The organism is Roseivirga sp. BDSF3-8 (assembly GCF_041449215.1).
Lineage (GTDB): Bacteria > Bacteroidota > Bacteroidia > Cytophagales > Cyclobacteriaceae > JBGNFV01.
Window position 1 is genome coordinate 257,080 of the sequence record NZ_JBGNFV010000001.1, and the last position, 18,282, is coordinate 275,361.

Annotated in this window: 16 protein-coding genes and 1 CRISPR repeat array (1 of these 17 only partly in view); of the genes, 5 read left to right on the plus strand and 11 right to left on the minus strand. The window is 40.2% G+C overall.

Features of this window, described 5'->3' with window-relative positions; genetic code table 11:
• A CRISPR array of direct repeats spans positions 1–50; the repeat unit is 37 nt (it extends 513 nt beyond the left edge of the window).
• 807 nt (positions 51–857) lie between these two features.
• The 3 genes from AB9P05_RS00815 to AB9P05_RS00825 all read right to left on the minus strand — a co-directional run bounded on the left by AB9P05_RS00815 (position 858) and on the right by AB9P05_RS00825 (position 7,048).
• Positions 858–1,421: a DUF1064 domain-containing protein gene (locus AB9P05_RS00815; protein ID WP_371906916.1), complete on the minus strand. Its 564-nt coding sequence runs from the start codon at positions 1,419–1,421 to the stop codon at positions 858–860.
• A 917-nt stretch (positions 1,422–2,338) separates the two neighbouring features.
• A complete protein-coding gene (locus tag AB9P05_RS00820; protein WP_371906917.1) occupies positions 2,339–3,025 on the minus strand; it encodes a LuxR C-terminal-related transcriptional regulator in 687 nt (228 codons plus the stop codon).
• A gap of 201 nt (positions 3,026–3,226) precedes the next feature.
• Positions 3,227–7,048 carry an ATP-binding protein gene (locus AB9P05_RS00825; protein WP_371906918.1) on the minus strand — a complete coding sequence of 1,274 codons (3,822 nt, stop codon included), beginning with the start codon at positions 7,046–7,048 and terminating at the stop codon, positions 3,227–3,229.
• Between the two features lie 763 nt (positions 7,049–7,811).
• On the opposite strand from AB9P05_RS00825, the gene AB9P05_RS00830 reads away from it, so the two are divergent.
• Together AB9P05_RS00830 and AB9P05_RS00835 are read left to right on the plus strand one after the other, a co-directional pair.
• A complete protein-coding gene (locus tag AB9P05_RS00830) occupies positions 7,812–8,501 on the plus strand; it encodes a response regulator transcription factor (protein ID WP_371906919.1) in 690 nt (229 codons plus the stop codon).
• A gap of 216 nt (positions 8,502–8,717) precedes the next feature.
• Positions 8,718–9,833: a hybrid sensor histidine kinase/response regulator gene (locus AB9P05_RS00835; RefSeq protein WP_371906920.1), complete on the plus strand. Its 1,116-nt coding sequence runs from the start codon at positions 8,718–8,720 to the stop codon at positions 9,831–9,833.
• Positions 9,834–11,144: 1,311 nt separating this feature from the next.
• Here the strand turns inward: AB9P05_RS00835 and tnpA (AB9P05_RS00840) are convergent.
• The 3 genes from tnpA (AB9P05_RS00840) to AB9P05_RS00850 form a co-directional block, all read right to left on the minus strand.
• Entirely contained in the window at positions 11,145–11,591 is a 447-nt protein-coding gene (gene tnpA / locus AB9P05_RS00840; protein ID WP_371906921.1) for an IS200/IS605 family transposase, read from the minus strand.
• Positions 11,592–12,514: 923 nt separating this feature from the next.
• Positions 12,515–12,817: a hypothetical protein gene (locus AB9P05_RS00845; RefSeq protein WP_371906922.1), complete on the minus strand. Its 303-nt coding sequence runs from the start codon at positions 12,815–12,817 to the stop codon at positions 12,515–12,517.
• A 560-nt stretch (positions 12,818–13,377) separates the two neighbouring features.
• Positions 13,378–13,512, minus strand: coding sequence for a hypothetical protein (locus tag AB9P05_RS00850; protein ID WP_371906923.1), 135 nt, complete (start codon positions 13,510–13,512; stop codon positions 13,378–13,380).
• Positions 13,513–13,654: 142 nt separating this feature from the next.
• Between AB9P05_RS00850 and AB9P05_RS00855 the strand changes: the two genes are divergently transcribed.
• A complete protein-coding gene (locus AB9P05_RS00855) occupies positions 13,655–13,957 on the plus strand; it encodes a transposase (protein WP_371906924.1) in 303 nt (100 codons plus the stop codon).
• Positions 13,958–13,965: 8 nt separating this feature from the next.
• Complete coding sequence (locus AB9P05_RS00860; RefSeq protein WP_371906925.1) at positions 13,966–14,781, plus strand: IS3 family transposase; 816 nt, start codon at positions 13,966–13,968, stop codon at positions 14,779–14,781.
• Between the two features lie 389 nt (positions 14,782–15,170).
• On the opposite strand, the gene AB9P05_RS00865 is transcribed toward AB9P05_RS00860, so the two are convergent.
• From AB9P05_RS00865 to AB9P05_RS00880, 4 genes are all read right to left on the minus strand, one after another.
• Complete coding sequence (locus AB9P05_RS00865; RefSeq protein WP_371906926.1) at positions 15,171–15,449, minus strand: hypothetical protein; 279 nt, start codon at positions 15,447–15,449, stop codon at positions 15,171–15,173.
• 89 nt (positions 15,450–15,538) lie between these two features.
• Positions 15,539–15,850 carry a hypothetical protein gene (locus AB9P05_RS00870; protein ID WP_371906927.1) on the minus strand — a complete coding sequence of 104 codons (312 nt, stop codon included), beginning with the start codon at positions 15,848–15,850 and terminating at the stop codon, positions 15,539–15,541.
• Positions 15,851–15,934: 84 nt separating this feature from the next.
• On the minus strand, positions 15,935–16,381 hold the full coding sequence (gene tnpA, locus AB9P05_RS00875) for an IS200/IS605 family transposase (RefSeq protein WP_371906921.1): 447 nt from the start codon (positions 16,379–16,381) through the stop codon (positions 15,935–15,937).
• 214 nt (positions 16,382–16,595) lie between these two features.
• On the minus strand, positions 16,596–16,784 hold the full coding sequence (locus AB9P05_RS00880) for a hypothetical protein (RefSeq protein WP_371906928.1): 189 nt from the start codon (positions 16,782–16,784) through the stop codon (positions 16,596–16,598).
• A 344-nt stretch (positions 16,785–17,128) separates the two neighbouring features.
• Here AB9P05_RS00880 and AB9P05_RS00885 point away from each other — a divergent pair, with 344 nt between their 5' ends.
• Positions 17,129–17,329: a hypothetical protein gene (locus AB9P05_RS00885; RefSeq protein ID WP_371906929.1), complete on the plus strand. Its 201-nt coding sequence runs from the start codon at positions 17,129–17,131 to the stop codon at positions 17,327–17,329.
• A 348-nt stretch (positions 17,330–17,677) separates the two neighbouring features.
• Here the strand turns inward: AB9P05_RS00885 and AB9P05_RS00890 are convergent, their stop codons facing one another.
• Positions 17,678–17,962 (minus strand): hypothetical protein, encoded by a 285-nt coding sequence (locus tag AB9P05_RS00890; protein WP_371906930.1) that lies wholly within the window; start codon positions 17,960–17,962, stop codon positions 17,678–17,680.
• Positions 17,963–18,282: the final 320 nt, after the last annotated feature.

An 18,282-nucleotide genomic window follows, 5' to 3' on the forward strand; every position in this document is an offset into this window, starting at 1 on the left:
TCGTAGCTAGTTGAGCGCAACTCCGATTCCACCACAATAAGGATTGAAACAGCGGGAAGAGGTCAAAGGATACAACTATCGGGCGTCTTCGTGAGCAAACCGTCCGGGGTTCCGGTCCAGAATAATAAGGATTGAAACCACGTGGGCGGCCCCCGTCTCTTGGGCTGACATGCCTTCGTGAGCTACTTGAACACAAGCCTGGTTCCACCACAATAAGGATTGAAACTAGAAGACTATACTAAGCATGAAAAGACGGACACTGACTTCGTGAGTACCATCCATTAGAACAAGGGTTGAAACCTACTAGGTGAGCATTTCGAAGAGCATAACCACAGGCTTCCTAAGCAGTTGAGCGCGACCCCGAATCCACACCATATTGATTAATATGTCAAGTGACTGAATAAGGGAGGACAAAATAGTAGGCTACTTATTCCCATAGACCGTGCTTATTTACCACCATTCTCATGGAGTTTCAAGGGGAGAATGGCTATCCCTGACCTTTCCGAGGTAGCCAATTTTTTATATTGATGAGGCAATTGACATAAAATCTTCTTCAAATTGGTTCGAAAAACGTACCGTAAGGACTGCTGAATCAAAAGCCTTCTTAGTGAAAACTATGAAGGCTTTTTTATTGACTATAGATCAGAAGGTTCCAGGTTTGAATCCTGGTGAGGTCACTAAGCCACATGACTCAGAAGAGAGATAATTTCTGTCCTTACCCCTGCAAGTAACTCAACTGGATTGAGCAACTGCCTCCTAAACCGTAGGTTTCAGGTCCGAGTCCTGAATGGATCACGATTCGCCTATTAACTTTCAACTCTCTTTATTAGTAAGAAAGGCTTTGTGTTTGCATAAGCTCAGGAGAACTCCTTCATCAGACCCTTTTTCACAAATAGATAATGCTCGGCTTCATCCAGGTCGAGAGCCGTTTTATAAGGCACTTTTTGAGTGTAATATGAGGTGTTTGAAGCATGTGCCTCCTTCCTGAGCATCCTGATCTTATTGCTGTGAAACCGCCGGGTGGTAATGATCTCTTTAAACTTCTTGTATTGCTCCGGCGAGAGCCGTATGTCCCGGTCTGTCAAAACTTTATATGACCAATCATAACTCTTCCGCCTGATGTAGCTTTCCGCCACGGCCTGCTTTATCCTGACAGCCTCAGCAGAGACCATATTACTGTTCTTTATCTCAATTAGGTGTGCCGAGTGATTCCGGAGCTTTCTAACCAGGAAGTCAGGCTCGTAGCGGTGCGGACATACCTGCTTGCCGAATTTGGAAAGATCATTCCTATCATACCATATGGATAGAGGGTGATAAATATATTCGCAGGTATCTTCGATTAGCAAAGCAAATTTCAACTCCAATGTAGAGTCGAAAAAGATCCCATTATACTGTACCTTCTTTGCTTTCTTCTTTTTCATATAGGCTGGCTAATCTCACCTATAAAAGGTAGTCAATGGCTAGGAGAGATACAAGGGCCGCTTTTAGCCAGAGAAACACCCTGTGCACCCTGTTCATTTAATCTGACATACCCATCATCAAAAATCAATTAGGGACTTATCGAGCTGATAGTCTTAGAACACCTTTTGCCAGAACTGCTGCACATTATTAAAAAACTGGGTGGCTCTCCTCTACTGCATATCTTTCCGTTTCGCGGCCGGAGTATGATAGCCAGTTAAAGCTACCTTTTATGTAGAAGTCGTAATCCTTTATTAGCAGCTTCCTATACGAGCCATTTCGACCGGGAAGGATTTCCACGAAATAGGTGGGCAGGCGGACTAGAAAAAAGCGATTCTTATGTATTGCTTCTGCAGTTTTTGAATCGGGAGATCATCAGGGCTAAAATGATTAAGGTAGGTCAGCCTGATTTCAGCGACATTATAAAGGTCATTTACTTCCATAATTAAAAACGTTTGAAAAATGAAAAATTAATTATAGTGCGACCTCCCGGTTACGGTGGACTCAGGGCCGAAAGGAATCGGAATAAATGAAGGCATTTGGGCCGGACTGTCTTTATGCCGAAGTCTTTTGCCAGACAGGAGACCTACCCGGAACCGGGTGCCAAATGGATAGAGAATAGAATCAGGAATAAGGATTAAAACGATAAAGTTGTGAAAGAGTAAATGTGCCTTTTTGTCTTCGTGAGCACTATCCATTAGAACAAGGATTGAAACGTCTTGTCTATTCTCCTCCCTACTAATTGAGAACTTGATCGCCGACAGTTGACGGTAAGTTCAGCCTTTGAAAATCACGAAATAGTAACAAGCCAGGCCTCCCCTACCGGATTAGCCTGGCTTAGGTGTTTAGTGGTTGGTATGGTTATTCAGACAGGAAGTTTCTAAAGGCACTGCCATACATCTTTATTTTCATGGGCGAATAGCAGTAAAGTATTTTTGCCTTTAAGGTTTAGCTTTTTAGCAATTTTGAGGCGGTAGCTATCTATGGTCCTGTGACTGAGACAAAGGTGGTCGGCAATCTGCACCGTGCTTTTACCACCTGATATTAATTTCATAACCGTCTTTTCGCGGTCAGTAAGCTTTTGGATTGCGACATGAGCGAACCTGCTTTGTAAAGAAGATGGCTTATTGCTGTCTGAAGGTGCCGATGATACAGATGAAAAAAAGCTGTTACTAATATAACTTTTACCCTTGTGAATAGCAGACAAACAATCCTGCAGGTCCTGTTGATCGTCTTCAAATGTCAGTACACTTAACCCAAAGCTCTGGACCTGAATCATAGAAATGAGTGAGAGCTCGGTACCACTACCCCAAAGTATCGTTTTTGTCTTTGAATGATTCTTTTCGAGGATCTTTACAACCTCGAGGGCATTCATTTTAGGTAGATTTATATCTAAAATAGCTATATCCGGTTGGTGGCGAAGTATAGCTAACAGGGCTTGCTCGCCATCATGTATATCCAAATCGGCATATTCAAACAGAGGCATTTTCCTTACCCATCCTGACAGGCCCATACGGGCTACGGGAAGTCTGTGGGAAGCAAATAATACAAGACTGGTTTCAGACATGATATCTTTAGTTATTCAAAAGACATATGTAAAGTTAGCCAGCATATGAGGTAAGGCATATAAATACTTGTACGGGAAAACCTACGTATTTATACTTAAAAATCGCATTTGAGTAAGTAGTTATACTTAGTCACCTTCCCCCAATTTGGTTATGTTAACGCATGACTTGCTATCCCGGATAATTCAATAGAAAGAGCGAACTTATGAGTTGAAATAAGCAGTTGGACGTTTACCAAACCGTTCTTCGTAAAGCTTGGAAAAGCGCCCGATATTATTGATTCCAACAGAATATGCTACCGCGGTAACCTTATCACATGTGCCTTGCTCCAGCATTTCACGGGCAGTTTGCAGGGCTATTTCCTGCTGATACTTCTTGGGGGTTAAACCAGTTATTTTTTTAATACGACGAGCGAACTGGCTATTACTTAAATGAAACTGTTCAGCCAGGTTAGGTATGAGGAAATCACTGTTGGTAAGTTCACTTCTAATGATTTCTTCCACTTCTTTAAGCCATGATATATCAGCTTTAGTCACCGCAAGGGTCAATTGGTCCTGGGAGAGCAAGCCCGCATAATTTACCGTGTTGCCGTAAGAATCATTGATTACCTCCGTATCTGTCCCATGCCACCTCCTTCTTTCTATGCTTCGATAGAGAAGGTTATATACCCTTACAAGTAACTCCTGAGGATAAAACGGTTTAGTCAGATAATCATCAACCCCAATTGTCAATGCCCGTATTCTTGTAGACTCATCATTCAGGGCAGTTAACATAATCATGGGTACAGCCAGGTAGTCATCATTCGTTTTCAGTTTTTCAATTAACTCCAGGCCGTTCATTTCAGGCATCATTAAATCGGATATTACCAGATCTACAGTATTATGGGCTATTTTCTCAAGGGCCTCCCTCCCGTTATCTGCCAGCAGGCACGAGTAATATGGCTGCAGCAGGGAGAGAATGAAACGCTGCATGTCAGTATTGTCTTCTACAATCAATATGGCGTGATCGACAGTCACTCCAGGATCGAAAGTTTCAGAGGCCTTCTTATCCACAATCTTTTCGACATATTCAGTATCGTTAATCTCTGCTGGCTTGAGGGGCAACCTGAAAGAAAACCTGCTACCTTTCAAGGGATAACTGCTGACAGAGATTTCTCCTCCCATTAACTTTACCAGCTCCCGCACCAGGGATAGCCCTATTCCGGTACCACTTTGCAGAGAATTTTCTGCCGGACGGCCCTGGTAAAAGCGATCAAAAATATAGGGCAGCTCCTCCGGAGAAATGCCCTGCCCTGTATCACTTACCGCAAAACATATAAATCCAGGCTCCCGGGTCACCTCAAATTTTACAGTTCCTCCCTTTTGAGTGTACTTGAAGGCATTGGACAATAAGTTATTTAAAACCTGCTCAAGCTTCGGAACATCCAATTTGACATATTGATGCTCCAAATCATCAAATGAACTGGTGTATTCAATATTTAACCGTTTGCTTAGTGAGATATAATTAGTGAAAATAATTTCTAAAAAGGCCTTTATAACAACAGGGCGCTCTTGTAAGACCAGTTTATTGAAGCTTAATTTGGACAAATCGAGAATGTCATCAACTAACCCCTGCAACTGCCGGCTGTTTCTCTTCATCAGAGCAAGGTGCTCTGTCAATTCCGGGTCAGAAAATTTATTTTGCTTTTGGATTAGTTTCTCTAACGGCCCCATGATAAGGGTAAGCGGGGTACGGAACTCATGGGAAATATTGGCAAAAAAACGTGACTTGGCCTGGTCTAGGGTCTTTAACTCGGCAGCCTGTTTCTCTATCATCTTTTTGTCCCGGATAAGCTCTTTTGCCTGTCTCCGGAGCTCTACGGTTTTACTGGCAACCTTTAGTTTCAGGTCGCGTTCGGCGCGTTTCAGAGACCTCACGCGATGCCGGAGGCCATATACAATACTTAAGGTCAGTGTTAACCCGGCTAAGAAAATGAACCATGTTTGTAGATAAAAAGGGCGGAGCACCTTTACTTCTATGGTGAGCGGCCTGGTCCAGTCAGACTTGGGAGACTTACCCCGCAAACGCACCTGATGGGTTCCGTATGGCAGTTTGTTTATACGGACATGGGGCTCCTTCAATGGTATCCAATCAGCATCTATACCTTCTATCTTATAGCTATACCTCACTTTATCCTGTTCTATATAATCGAGTAAGCTAAAACGAACCGTAAACCCAGGATCATCGGGAGAAAGGATGACCTTTTTAGCAGGAATGGATTCATCAGCAATAGACATGGTAGCTCCGGAAGCCAAATGCTTTTGCATGCCAGTCAGGCGAATAGGTGGGGCCCCTGTTTCGGCGTTTCCAATAAAGTCTTTAGGATGAAATATAGTAATGCCCTTAAGGCCACCGAAGTAAAGTGTACCATCCTTACCTTCATAATGCGCTCCGCGATTAAACTCGTTATTCGTAATACCATCTTCCTCGGTATATACATGTACGAGCCCTGATGCTTTATGAAAACGGATTAAGCCCTGGTTACTTCCCATCCACAGGTAGCCGAAATCATCCTGGTAAACTTCGTAAATAACATCATTAGGAAAGCCATCTTTGGTGGTATACTGTCTGTCAAAGCCCTGTTCAGGATGCCATTTGAGCAGGCCTCCTCCCTGACTGGCCAGCCAAAACCACCCTTGCTCATCTTCATGTATATGCACAATATGGTTGAAGGGGATATAGTCTTTGTCTTCACCCTCATCATAAACATGACGTATCACTCCTTTACTGGCATCAATCAGGTATAGCCCTCTACTCGTTGCCAGCCAGAATCCTTGGCCGGTTTGTTGAAAATGGTAAATAATTGCCTTTTTCAGGTCCTTATGGGCATTATAGTTTTCGAATAAATGAATGCTCCCTTCATTATCAGAGAGATACCCCAATCCTTTACCACCTACCCACAGCCGGTCATCACGATCGCGATGAAATGTCCAGACCTCAGGAATGGCTGTATCGACCTCAGAGGTAAAACTACTCAAGGTATCAACTAATAGTGTACCATTGAATCCTCCAAGCCTCATTCTATGCCCGTTTGCATAGGGATAGATGGAGATTACATCAAAATTTTTAACAAAGTGAGTGTGGCCTTTATGATAAATCAGCCCCTCATTACACCATAGCAGTTCTTCTCCTGATTTAGTGATAGCCCGTACCGGTTTATCTAAGTGCTTACTTTCAGAAAAGTGATTTTTCACCAGCTGATTGGCAATAACACATCTTTCCCCTCGTATCCATACTAATTCATTAGCACTAACCCCGACAGTAGTATATATGGTAGTCGATGGATATGGGGAAGCATCAGTAGTTATATCTACCTTTACCTCACCACCCGTAGTATCCTTTAAGAGGAAAGTATTCCTGGAAGGGCTCCCCTGATCAGCACTAAGCTTAGCGAAGCTTACCAGTGTATGTAATACCTTCTGACTATAATCACGCTTTTGAGATATTTCCCTAATGTCTTTATTAAGATAATAATGAAACGCACTTTTAAAAGTCTTATCCTGGCCTTCATTTTTTGTATAAAAACTATCATCGAGTAACTTAAACCCCTCTTTATCATAGAGATACTTACGTTTACCGTCAGTACTTAAGTCGATTACCACCGTCCCATCAAGGGATTTTATTTCCTGAACATCACCTATCCGAAAAGGCAGGGTATCAAATACCTGAGTGATAGACTTGCCCTGCGTGCTATAGGGGTCTATGATACTGATAGCTGCCGCCTGTGTATGGAAATAGCTGCTGGCAGAGTGATAGGCCCATATCCGGCCATGCGGGTCTTCAGCTAATCGGGTTATATTCTGCCCGTTATTGGATGTATGATTTTCAAAGGTGTTTCCATCAAATTTCATCCAGCCATTCTGGTGGGCAAACCACATAAAGCCCTGACTGTCTTCCAGTATAAAGTTGATATTAGCATTGGCTAACCCGTCTTCAATCCTGTACACCTTTTGTTTGAGTACGTATTCCTGGCCAAGGGCTGGCACTATCAAACACGTAAATACTAGGTATAGCAAACAGTATTTCCTGATACAGGAAAAATTAGTGCTGGTCTTGATCATCTTACTAAACTTAAAGGAAAATCAGAGGACTCAGAACCAACCCGTCAATTAATTGAATTAATATTTCTTATTTGCTCCATAAACAAATATTATCATAGACCTATTTGTCATTTTTAAGATGATTATTTGGAATAAGAGCCTTGTCAAAAAAACGCTTGCTGGCAGAGAAGTTGGGTATTGACTGTTAATGACACTCAAAGAATATTTTCCCGTTTTTCGCAGGGATAAAATAAAAGGCCCGATGGCCTTACCGCTTGTATAAGCTAGCTATACAGAAAAGCTGTATAAAAATCGCCCATAATCAGGGGCTTGTTACAAGATCCTTTGCTATATGAAAGAAATTGAGTTGAACCAGACCACAAAATTGAGTAAAGCCTTTTCTTAGCTGTCTTGCAGCTCCTTTAGGAAAAAACAACTTATCCACTTCGCTATCATCATTTTTCTTCCTGATGATAGGTCGAACTTGATGTCATTTCTATCCTAGTGCAGACTACTACCAGGTCGTATTTTTTCAACAGACAAAAACCGACAGTTTGCTCTTATTGCATTAAAACACGTAAAAGTGTCTAGTGATTGATAAATTTTGTCTATTGACTTTTAGAAAAAAAAGCAAGCTTGCTTCATCCATTTTCACCACTGTAAAGCATTACTATGAAAAGCAAGATTAATCCAATTTAACTTTCAACGTATGTCAATCAAACCAGTTAGTGATCGAACCTATTCCATTTTACATGTTGATGACCACGAAATCGTAAGAATCGGCATTCGGACGATTATAGATCGAATGCCCGGCTTCAGATTGATAGATGACGACATTAAAGACGGTAACCGTGCTATGGTCCTGTTATCTCGCTATCAACCTGATCTGGCCCTTCTGGACGTAGACCTGCCTGGAGCGAGTGGTATAGAAATAGCCAGACACATCATCATGACAAAGCTTCCTACCAAAGTTGTACTACTAAGCAATGCCATCACTCATTACACCTTTGAAGAGTGTCTGTCTCTTAACGTGATGGGATTTCTTTCTAAGTCTACCCCACTCTGCGAGCTAAGCCCATGCCTGGACAATGTAATCAAAGGAAACTCGTACATCAGCACTGATTGCCTGGATGTTCATGACCGGTATTCAACCTCTTCAGCAGACGCCGGCAATTCATTGCTATCCGTTCTTTCAAAAACAGAAATAAAGGTTCTCAAATTAATCGCAATAGGAAAGTCCACCCCGGAAATCGCTGAAGAGTTTTGCAAGAGCACCCGTACCATTGATAGCCACCGGTATAATATAAACCAAAAGCTGGGTCTAAAGGGTAAACACGGGCTTTTGAGTTATGCTTTTCAGAACAAACGCATGATCTTGAGCCTACCTACCCCTGCTTAAGATAACCCGGCAAATTAAAGGAATCTGTCTGTGAGGGCCAGCATTTATACGCAGGCTGCTGGCCCTCACAGGCCCCATGATTCTTGTTGTCGATAAGACATTATATCATTTTCCAAGACACCATATCTTTGCCTTGCCCGAATATGCTTACTAGCATAAAGTCATTCCTATAATTGATAAGGATGACTATCCTACAAACATTAACCAGTTATATCTATGTGTCAAAAAGTAATTTTAGTAGCCGACCAAAATCCAGGTATTATTGACCAGCTTAACCACATCTTAGACCAGGCCGGTTATCAAGTGATTTCTACCGGTAAGTATCACCAGGTGATACCGCTGGCTAAAAAACATCTGCCTGACCTCATTTTATTGGAATGGGAAATAGAAACATCTGCTACAGCAGCCCTCATAACGGCACTCAAAGAGAGTGTGAAAACAGAGCACATTCCCATTATAACAACTTTGGGGTTGGAGGCTAAACCAAATGCCTTGAAGTCAATTTTTGTGGCTGGTGCCTCTGATTTCATACGCAAACCTCTTGAGTCCACAGAACTGATATTTCGTATTAAGACTACCCTGCAAAGTAAAAAAAACCTACAGGAACTAAGAGACAGCAATCATACGAAAAGCCGCCTGCTGGCCGTAGTATCGCATGAACTTCGTTCACCGCTCTCTTCTTTTCAGGGAATATTAACCTACCTGAAAAACGCAGGCAAAGACCAGCTTAGCATAGCTACTGTATATCGCCTCATCATGGATGTGGAAGAGGAATTTTCCACAGTAGTCAATCTCGCAAACAACCTTCTGTTCTGGGCCCTGGAACAGGAAGATGCCATCCAGGTATATGAGGAAACCTTTGACCTTGCTACCCAGCTAAAGCAAACAAAGCAAATCTTTTCATTACCGGCAAAAGAAAAGGATATTGAGATCAGATTAAATATTACTGAAAATTTACTAATTAGATCTGATGTTAATTTAGTCAGTTTCATTATTCGAAATTTAATTGCCAACGCTATTAAGTTCAGTCCTTCCGGCCGGGAGGTCATTATCGAAGTATCAAGAGACTATAGGAACGTTGTCATTCATGTATCTGATTCTGGTCCGGGCCTCGATGAAGATACGCTGAATAATTTATTTCATCATATTGCCCCCTCAAGGGCTACTCCAGATAAGTATGGAAAAAATGGAGCAGGCCTGGGCCTTGCCGTTGCCTATGATTTTACCCGAAAAGTAGGCGGTTATCTATCAGTAAGTAGCGAACCAGGCAGAGGTAGCACATTTACACTGACATTACCCATTAAGGTGAAGGAAGAAGTACTCTCTATATGAGAGTAATTAGTAAAAGAGAGAAGCTATGGCCGGCAATGGTAAGGTTTCTTTAGCTAAAGCAGCTTCACCTGAAAGAAAGACCACCCAGTATGTATTTCATATTAATGGGTGGTCACCCCAACATCAGCACCAGATAAGACTACCCGTACAAGGAAACTCATCTTCCTGAGAACTGAAATGACATCTGCCATAGCCTCCGCCATACCATAAAGTTACCGCCTCCACTTTAATTATTTTTCCGTATATACTTTTATTCCCATCACAGTATGCCTTAGCGAGATCACACCAGGATGGGTACAGGCCTGTAGTAAAATGATAAGGGCCATTTAAAACTGACGTTATAGTCCCGCTATTGGGGGTGGCGCACAAATAGGTTTTTTCACCCTGAACTTCTCTTGCTTGCTCAGGGGTGATCCTTTTTTCAATAAATTTTTTCATAGCTATAGAGACTTATATGGTTTATAATAAAACAAAGGTAGATAAAGCGCACTTTAATAAGTATAGCAATCCTGCGGTATATCATCAGTCCTTATACTGAAAACACAACACATATACAGTAACACTACTTATAATTACACCATACGAAAAAACAAAAACAATGAACATAAAAAGCCACTGAACTTATGGGTTCAGTGGCCAAATAATCAATTAACAAATAAAGACTAACTCTACAAGGCCTTCCATAGTCATATTTAAGAATATCACATGAACAGATCTACCTGTAGAACATAAACCAAGTATAATATTTATCATCCATTTTCATTACAGGATGACATATTAATTCCATAAATATAAACCCCTGACTACATCAATACGGCATAATAGCAGGTAATATCAGTAGTAAATCCGTAATAATGTCTATTTATATTTCCATTAGACCCTACGTATCTTTTACCACTAAGGTAAGGGCAGTATTGCATTTCTATCAGAATACAATCATCCATAAGTCCATTCACCTGAATATTAACTTTGTGAGCGTTCCAAGGGTTATTACCACACTTAAAATCAGCTCCCCCCTGTATCTCTCTGGATTGACTAATGGACAGCTTTTTTGAATTAAAATTTTTCATTTTGATCAGCTTAATTCTTAATTAACATTTCAAATATCAAAAAAGGCAATACATTATAAAATAAGTATATTCACTTAAATTCAACAGTTAATATACGTAAAACAGCCTCAACACTGAATCTAATATACCGGCCTTCCCACACCTCTTTATTCTCTGAAAAAAACACGAATGGAATTTGACAATAAATTACCCCCACCAAAGGAGGGGGTTTTCAATGGTTATTACCCCCAAAGGGGGATAGTCAGTTATCGAATAGCGGGATATCTATATCCCCATCCTCTTTCTTATCTTCCTTCTCCTGATACTTAACATACCGCTTTATCTTTTCTTCATCTATGCCTACCGTACTTACAAAATAGCCTCGTGACCAAAAATGATTGCCCCAATAGGGTTTTCTGCGAAGACTCTTGAAGTTCTTAAACATCATGATCGCTGTCTTACCCTTGAGAATACCCATGAAGTCTGATACACTAAGTTTCGGAGGTATACTACATACCAAATGAACGTGATCTGGCTGAATGTTCAACTCTTCTACCTTGACCTCCTTCCATTCACATATCGTCTTTATCTTATTCTCCAACGTATCTGCAACAATATCACGAAGTATACGGTGGCGGTACTTCGGGGTCCATACTACATGATAGACACAATAGTAAAAGCTATGCGATAGCTTACGATACTTGCTCATTCCACAATATACCCCTACTGGCATAGCCCTCAAACATGACCACCGTCTAAGACGGTGGTTTTAATTCGATTAATAAAAAAGGAGTTGATTTGCACCAACTCCTTTACACTTGACTATGTAAACATCTGAATTAAAGAGGTATGAAAGAGTAGCAAATAGCTTTATACCTCACCAGGAGGCCTCCTCCAGCAGAATTATCAATTTTTACTTCAACGGCCTTCAAGTAGGTTGAGCCCACATAGGAGACACATTTACTGTTTGCATTCGAGCACGATCCATCTGCTCCGAGTGATTGTGGGTAAGCATAGCACGTAGCAGCTATAGTAGAATTACCCATGCACCAAACGCCAGTACCCTGTACGTTTCTGGCTTCATGACTGCTCAGTTTTTTATTTATAAAGCTTTTCATATTGAATAGTTAACCGTTAGGCTCACAAAGGTATTGAATGTCTAAATGCCAATAAATAAGTATATTATTGGTTTTTTATAAGTAGAATTACTGACTTTAGAGGTATTTATTAAGCATATTCTCAAAAATGCCTCCCATAAAAACTCAACTATACTACAAGGCCAGCTTTTTTATTAAAAATCAATTTCATATTAATACGTTATTAACTAAAACATGATGGAGAAGGATAAAAAAAGCCCCGACTATTAATATTGGAGCTACCTAACCTTATTCTATTAGAAGCCGAAAACACCAGATTTAAACTTAATAAAGTAACGGAGTTCCTAGTCACCATCATCACTGGAGAAGTATCTCCATTTACTGAGTTTGTTTTACTTCCATGAAAAAGGTAAGCAGACAACACCCTTTAAAGAACTATAATGCAAAAGAGGGTTACTTAAAACCCCCTTTTTTCACTGGATTAATGAAATATATAATTAAATTTATATACTAATAATTACTTATACATAATAAATTAAATCAATCCTGGAGTGACATTCTTCCACTCATACCAGCAGTAGCAATCAGTCCATACGTGTGCCCCATCCCATAGTTTGTGGCCATCCTTTCTATAGGATTGAATTTTTTTGCCAGAGGGTGTTGCGGCATAACAGGCATTAAAACAAGATCCACAAGTGTAATGAGATGCTCCTCCAAAATGCTTATCAGCGGCATCGGATTGCGGTGTTGTCCCACACCAATCAGACGCCTGACCCGATACATCACGAGCCTCTCTGGCAGTAAGTTTCTTTCTGGAAAAATTTTCAAATTTTTTCATAATCATCATTTTTAAAGATTAAGAATAGATTTTGACAAATTTACCCACTACCCTTTTTCAAAAAAATCAGTAGGCCTTCGGTATTATTTAAGTAGTACTTCCTATTATCGATCCATTCATCAGTAGGTATACTGTTTCACTACCTTTCCTGAAACCCAATAAACCATCTACCCCCAGGTGCCATTTAAACCCTGCATACAGGTAGAAGGCATTCGATTATCAGATCAAAGATGTAAAAAAGTAGAGTAAAGGGAGCTACCTGGCTACTGGTAACCATATCTTTGAGACATATAGTAGGTTTTAGCCGGGTATCTCTAAAAACCCAGCCAAGGATATATTTTTAGCTGTAAAATGCAGGGGTGAGGATATAATTTATATGTAGTATTACTGACTTAAGAGATATTTATTAAGATTATTCTCGGAATAGGCTTCACATACATTAAAAAAACTCTACTATTTTATATAGGCATCTGCTTTATATTTATACGTTTTAAATTAAAATCTAATAGAGGGTATAGAAATAGCCCCGGCTAATGTCGGAGCTATCTAGCCGAATTCTATTAGAAGCCGAAAGCATAATAATTAAACTGAATATAGCATCGGCACTCCCAACCACCATCACCACTGGAGAAGTACCCATAGTTATTAAGCTTATCATACTCTCCTTCAAAGTCCTGGCAACCTGATTTAGCCAAATCACAATAAGGACCTGGTATAGGTTTATTTCTATAAGACCCTTTATTATTCCACGTTGGCCTACACCATCCTGTGTAATACTCCCCAAAATTGGGACCATCAGTTAAGATGATAATTTTTAGTTACCTTTAACTGATAGTAATGAAAAGAAGTAGGAGAAAATTTTCACCGGCCTTTAAGGCAAAAGTGGCTATAGAAGCCCTTAAAGAGCAACAGACCTTATCTGAGTTAGCTCAGCGTTTCGAAGTTCACCCCAATCAGATCTCGTTGTGGAAACGTGAGTTTCAGGAAAATGCTGATAAGGCTTTTGGAGAGAAAAGCTCAAAGGAGGAGCCTCAGATTAATGTGGATCAGCTTTATCAGCAGATCGGGCAATTACAGGTTGAGAATGACTTTCTAAAAAAAAGGCGGGGGGCCGCCCCCTTGAAGAAAACCGGCCTTTAAAACAGCGATTGGCTCTGGTTGACCCTAGTCACCAGCTCAGCATACGCCATCAGAGTGAGGTTTTAAATATCCCCCGTAGCAGCTTTTATTATAAGCCTGTGGGCGAGTCTATAGAGAATCTGGACTTGATGGAAATCATGGATCGATTGTTTACCGAAGATCCTACCCTGGGTGTTATCGGTATGCAGGATGAGCTACGTGAGCAGGGTTTATTTTATAATGTCAAGCGTATCCGTCGGCTGTTGCGCAAAATGGGCGTAGAACCGATCTATCCGAAACGTAATTTAAGTAAGCTGGGGCAGGCAAAGTATGTCTATCCCTATTTGCTGAAAAACCTGACTGTGAACAGAAGGAACCAGGTTTGGGCTATTGACATAACTTATATTCCCATGGCAAAGGGGTTTATGTACCTGACGGGGATAATCGATGTATATAGCCGCTATATAGTAGGCTGGCAATTATCCAACAGCCTGGACAAAGAAACCCAAACAACCCTTTTGACAGCCTGTATAGAAAAATATGGTAAGCCAGAAATCATTAACTCAGACCAAGGTAGCCAATACACCTGTTCACACTGGGTAGAAACCTTGAAAGAGTGGCGTATAAGAGTAAGTATGGATGGAAAGGGCAGAGCCACAGACAATACCTTTATTGAACGGTTTTTCAGGACATTAAAATACAAACATGTATACTTACATCCGGCAGACGATGGACTAACCCTATACAAGGGGATAAATAAGTTTATCGAAAAGTATAACAACAAAAGAAGGCATCAGGGTATCGGCAGAATAAAACCTGTCGAGTTGTTCAAACAGGCTGCCTAATTCAACTAAGACTAACCAACTGGTGGTCTAATAAATGGGGAGTGTTACCCTGTTCCCTGAACATCTCTGGCCTCAGTGGCACTTAACCTTTTTTCAATGAATTTTCTCATAATGATAGACTTTTAATTTATATACAAAGATTATACTTTGTGAAAAAATTCAGATCAGCAAATCTACTATATTTACTAAGTAGTAACACTTAATTTTATGGCTGTCTAGTTTCTTCGTGTTTTCTTAAAACAGGCAATAGGTTATCAGAAATATTATAGTAGCACACTAACACCATAAATAAGGGTGGTACTAAATCAAATAGTGCTTACAATGCAAGGACTTCAGAAAAAAAGTCCCCTTATCAATATAAAGCGACCTTTTGTACAAAAGAATATTAATTAGCACCAAATAAGGCTGCCAGAACACTGAAAGTTATCATAGTAGCAAGTAAGGTCTGTTTTCCACCCTCCATAAACTTGCCTCCAATAAACTTTTACGCCATCAGCATCATTACAAATAAAGGCCTTGGCATAAAGACAATCAGTCACCTTTCCATTGATATCATTGATATACTCCTTATCATAGTCAGCATTAGTGCTTCCGCATTTATCATTGTATTCTCCCTGAATACTTCTCGCTTGGGCAAACGAAACTCTCTTGTGTTCAAATTTTTTCATTACTATATGATCATTAAAGTTATTGATTTTAAAATAAGTGATGTTATTAACTTATAGTTAACAAATCAGCCTTTACAGGTCATTCAGACCTAGCACCAAATGAGGCTACCCGTACAAGGGAATTCATCCTTAGCATAAAAGCAATCTACTAATGCCAGGGCATCAAGGGTATAAAGAGATTCCCTCCATCTCACCGCAACGAGTTTCATACCATCAGGCGTATTTACCGGGCTAGCACATACATCATTGAAAAAACTACAAGGTGAAAAGAACGCATACCCTCCACCAAAGGTTTTTTTATCATATGGGGTGCTTGCATCACCTTTACAATAGCCTGAGCGCTCTCCCTGTATCTCTCTTGCCTGCAAGGTAGATAGACGCTTATTTATAAAATTTTTCAAAGGTTGGTTTATTAAAACTGAAAAATAAATTACCCCCACCAAAGGAGGGGGTTTTCAATGGTTATTACCCCCAAAGGGGGATAGTCAGTTATCGAATAGCGGGATATCTATATCCCCATCCTCTTTCTTATCTTCCTTCTCCTGATACTTAACATACCGCTTTATCTTTTCTTCATCTATGCCTACCGTACTTACAAAATAGCCTCGTGACCAAAAATGATTGCCCCAATAGGGTTTTCTGCGAAGACTCTTGAAGTTCTTAAACATCATGATCGCTGTCTTACCCTTGAGAATACCCATGAAGTCTGATACACTAAGTTTCGGAGGTATACTACATACCAAATGAACGTGATCTGGCTGAATGTTCAACTCTTCTACCTTGACCTCCTTCCATTCACATATCGTCTTTATCTTATTCTCCAACGTATCTGCAACAATATCACGAAGTATACGGTGGCGGTACTTCGGGGTCCATACTACATGATAGACACAATAGTAAAAGCTATGCGATAGCTTACGATACTTGCTCATTCCACAATATACCCCTACTGGCATAGCCCTCAAACATGACCACCGTCTAAGACGGTGGTTTTAATTCGATTAATAAAATTTGGGCGATTTGGTAATTATTTATTAAAGAGTGTTTTCTATTAGCTATTAACTGACTTACGCCATGTAGTATAGATTACAGACAGCTTAAATAATCACTTCACGCCCAAGTATAATCTGCCTTATTAGCACCAAATTAGGCTACCGCTGCATGCAAACCCGTCATCCTTATACCAGCAATAGCAATCCGGCCATATATGCCAAAACTCATCATACTTATGGCCATTCTTTCTCCAGGATTCAATTTTATGGTCTTGCGGCTTTCTTTGTGCACAAAAGTCGTAACAACCCCCGCAAGAATAGTTGTATGACTGATTATGGTCATCAGGTGCCCTAGTTTGGGTGGGAGAGCCACACCAATCAACGGCTTGACCCGATACATCACGAGCCTCTCTGGCGCTTAGCCTTTTTCTTGAAAAGTTTTGAAATTTTTTCATAATTTCAGATTTGATTTAATTTACATAATAGTAAATCTACCTTCTTCCACTTTTCAAAAAATCAGTAGGTTTACGGAATTAGGACAGTAGTGTTTCTGAATTTTATGTTGATATCAGTAGGATAGTAGCTTTAAGGAATACCCTGGCGGGATATTTTAGTGAAGTTCTACAGCCAGCTCAGCTACCTATAAGCTGGCTCTCTTACCATCCATCACACTATTCCTCTCCATCGATGATAAATAAGATACGTACTATGGCTTTAAAAAAGATGAGCCGCCTGATATCAGACAGCTCTTTAAGTAAATTAGAATACCAGTTGTATAGATTAACTGATAACTACAACATTTGTGCTATAATGACAGGTGGCCTTTCTTCTAACATCATGGTGATTCCAGGCCACGTACGTTATGGCACCATAGAATATTTCCTGTGATCTACACATAGATTTTGCCCAGTCACACCAGCTAGCATATGGTGTAGGGTCCGATGCCCATGTATAATGGTAGGTCGTAGCCGTGTGACTAGCACTCGAACTCCCTTGACATGTGTGTACACCAAAAATACCACCGCCAACTTCTCTTGCCTGATCTAAAGAAATTTTTTTGTTAAGAAACTTTTTCATAATAAATTATTAAACATAACTAAGTTAAAAACGCATAAAACATATATGTTTTACGGAAAATAATAGCACATGAAGTTTTACAAACCCTCTATACTCTTAAAATAGGCCATTATCTAATGACAGAGCAATGAATACATAAAACTCAACAAGCAATAACACTTACCCTACACTGGTACTACAGCTTAACGGTATTAATGAGTAACAGTGTACTTTATAGGGCTGGGCAAACTTACTTTCAATCTGCACCACCCATATATGATTACCACCTACGGTCGCACACTTGGCCTCAGCAACATCACACCCCGGATCAAAATTACCGGCATTCAAAGTGCATTTGTACAGCCCGGCAGTGGTGTGATGGGAACTCGGACATGTTTCAGTACCCCCTCCCAGAATATCTCTGGCTTCACCAGTGGTCAGTTTTTTGTTCAAAAACTTTTTCATAATAGTCAATTAAGTTTGGATTAATTATATCATTAATACAAATATACCGTCAGGATCAATGCTGTAAACCCAGCATATATACAGATTACCCTAAGTACAAATACCTAAAAGCACATATTACACCAGTAGTATTACGTATTTTATTACTGCAAATGAACCCTATGGAAGTAGACTGGGAAGCTTCAGAAAGAACATTTTCAATATAAAAGAGAGGAAAATATTTAGTCAGCGAGCAAAAGTTTATGATAGAACCCCTGACTACCTTTGTACTCCAATAGCATCATGTAATTTAGCTAAGAAAGTAAGAGCATAGAGTTAGA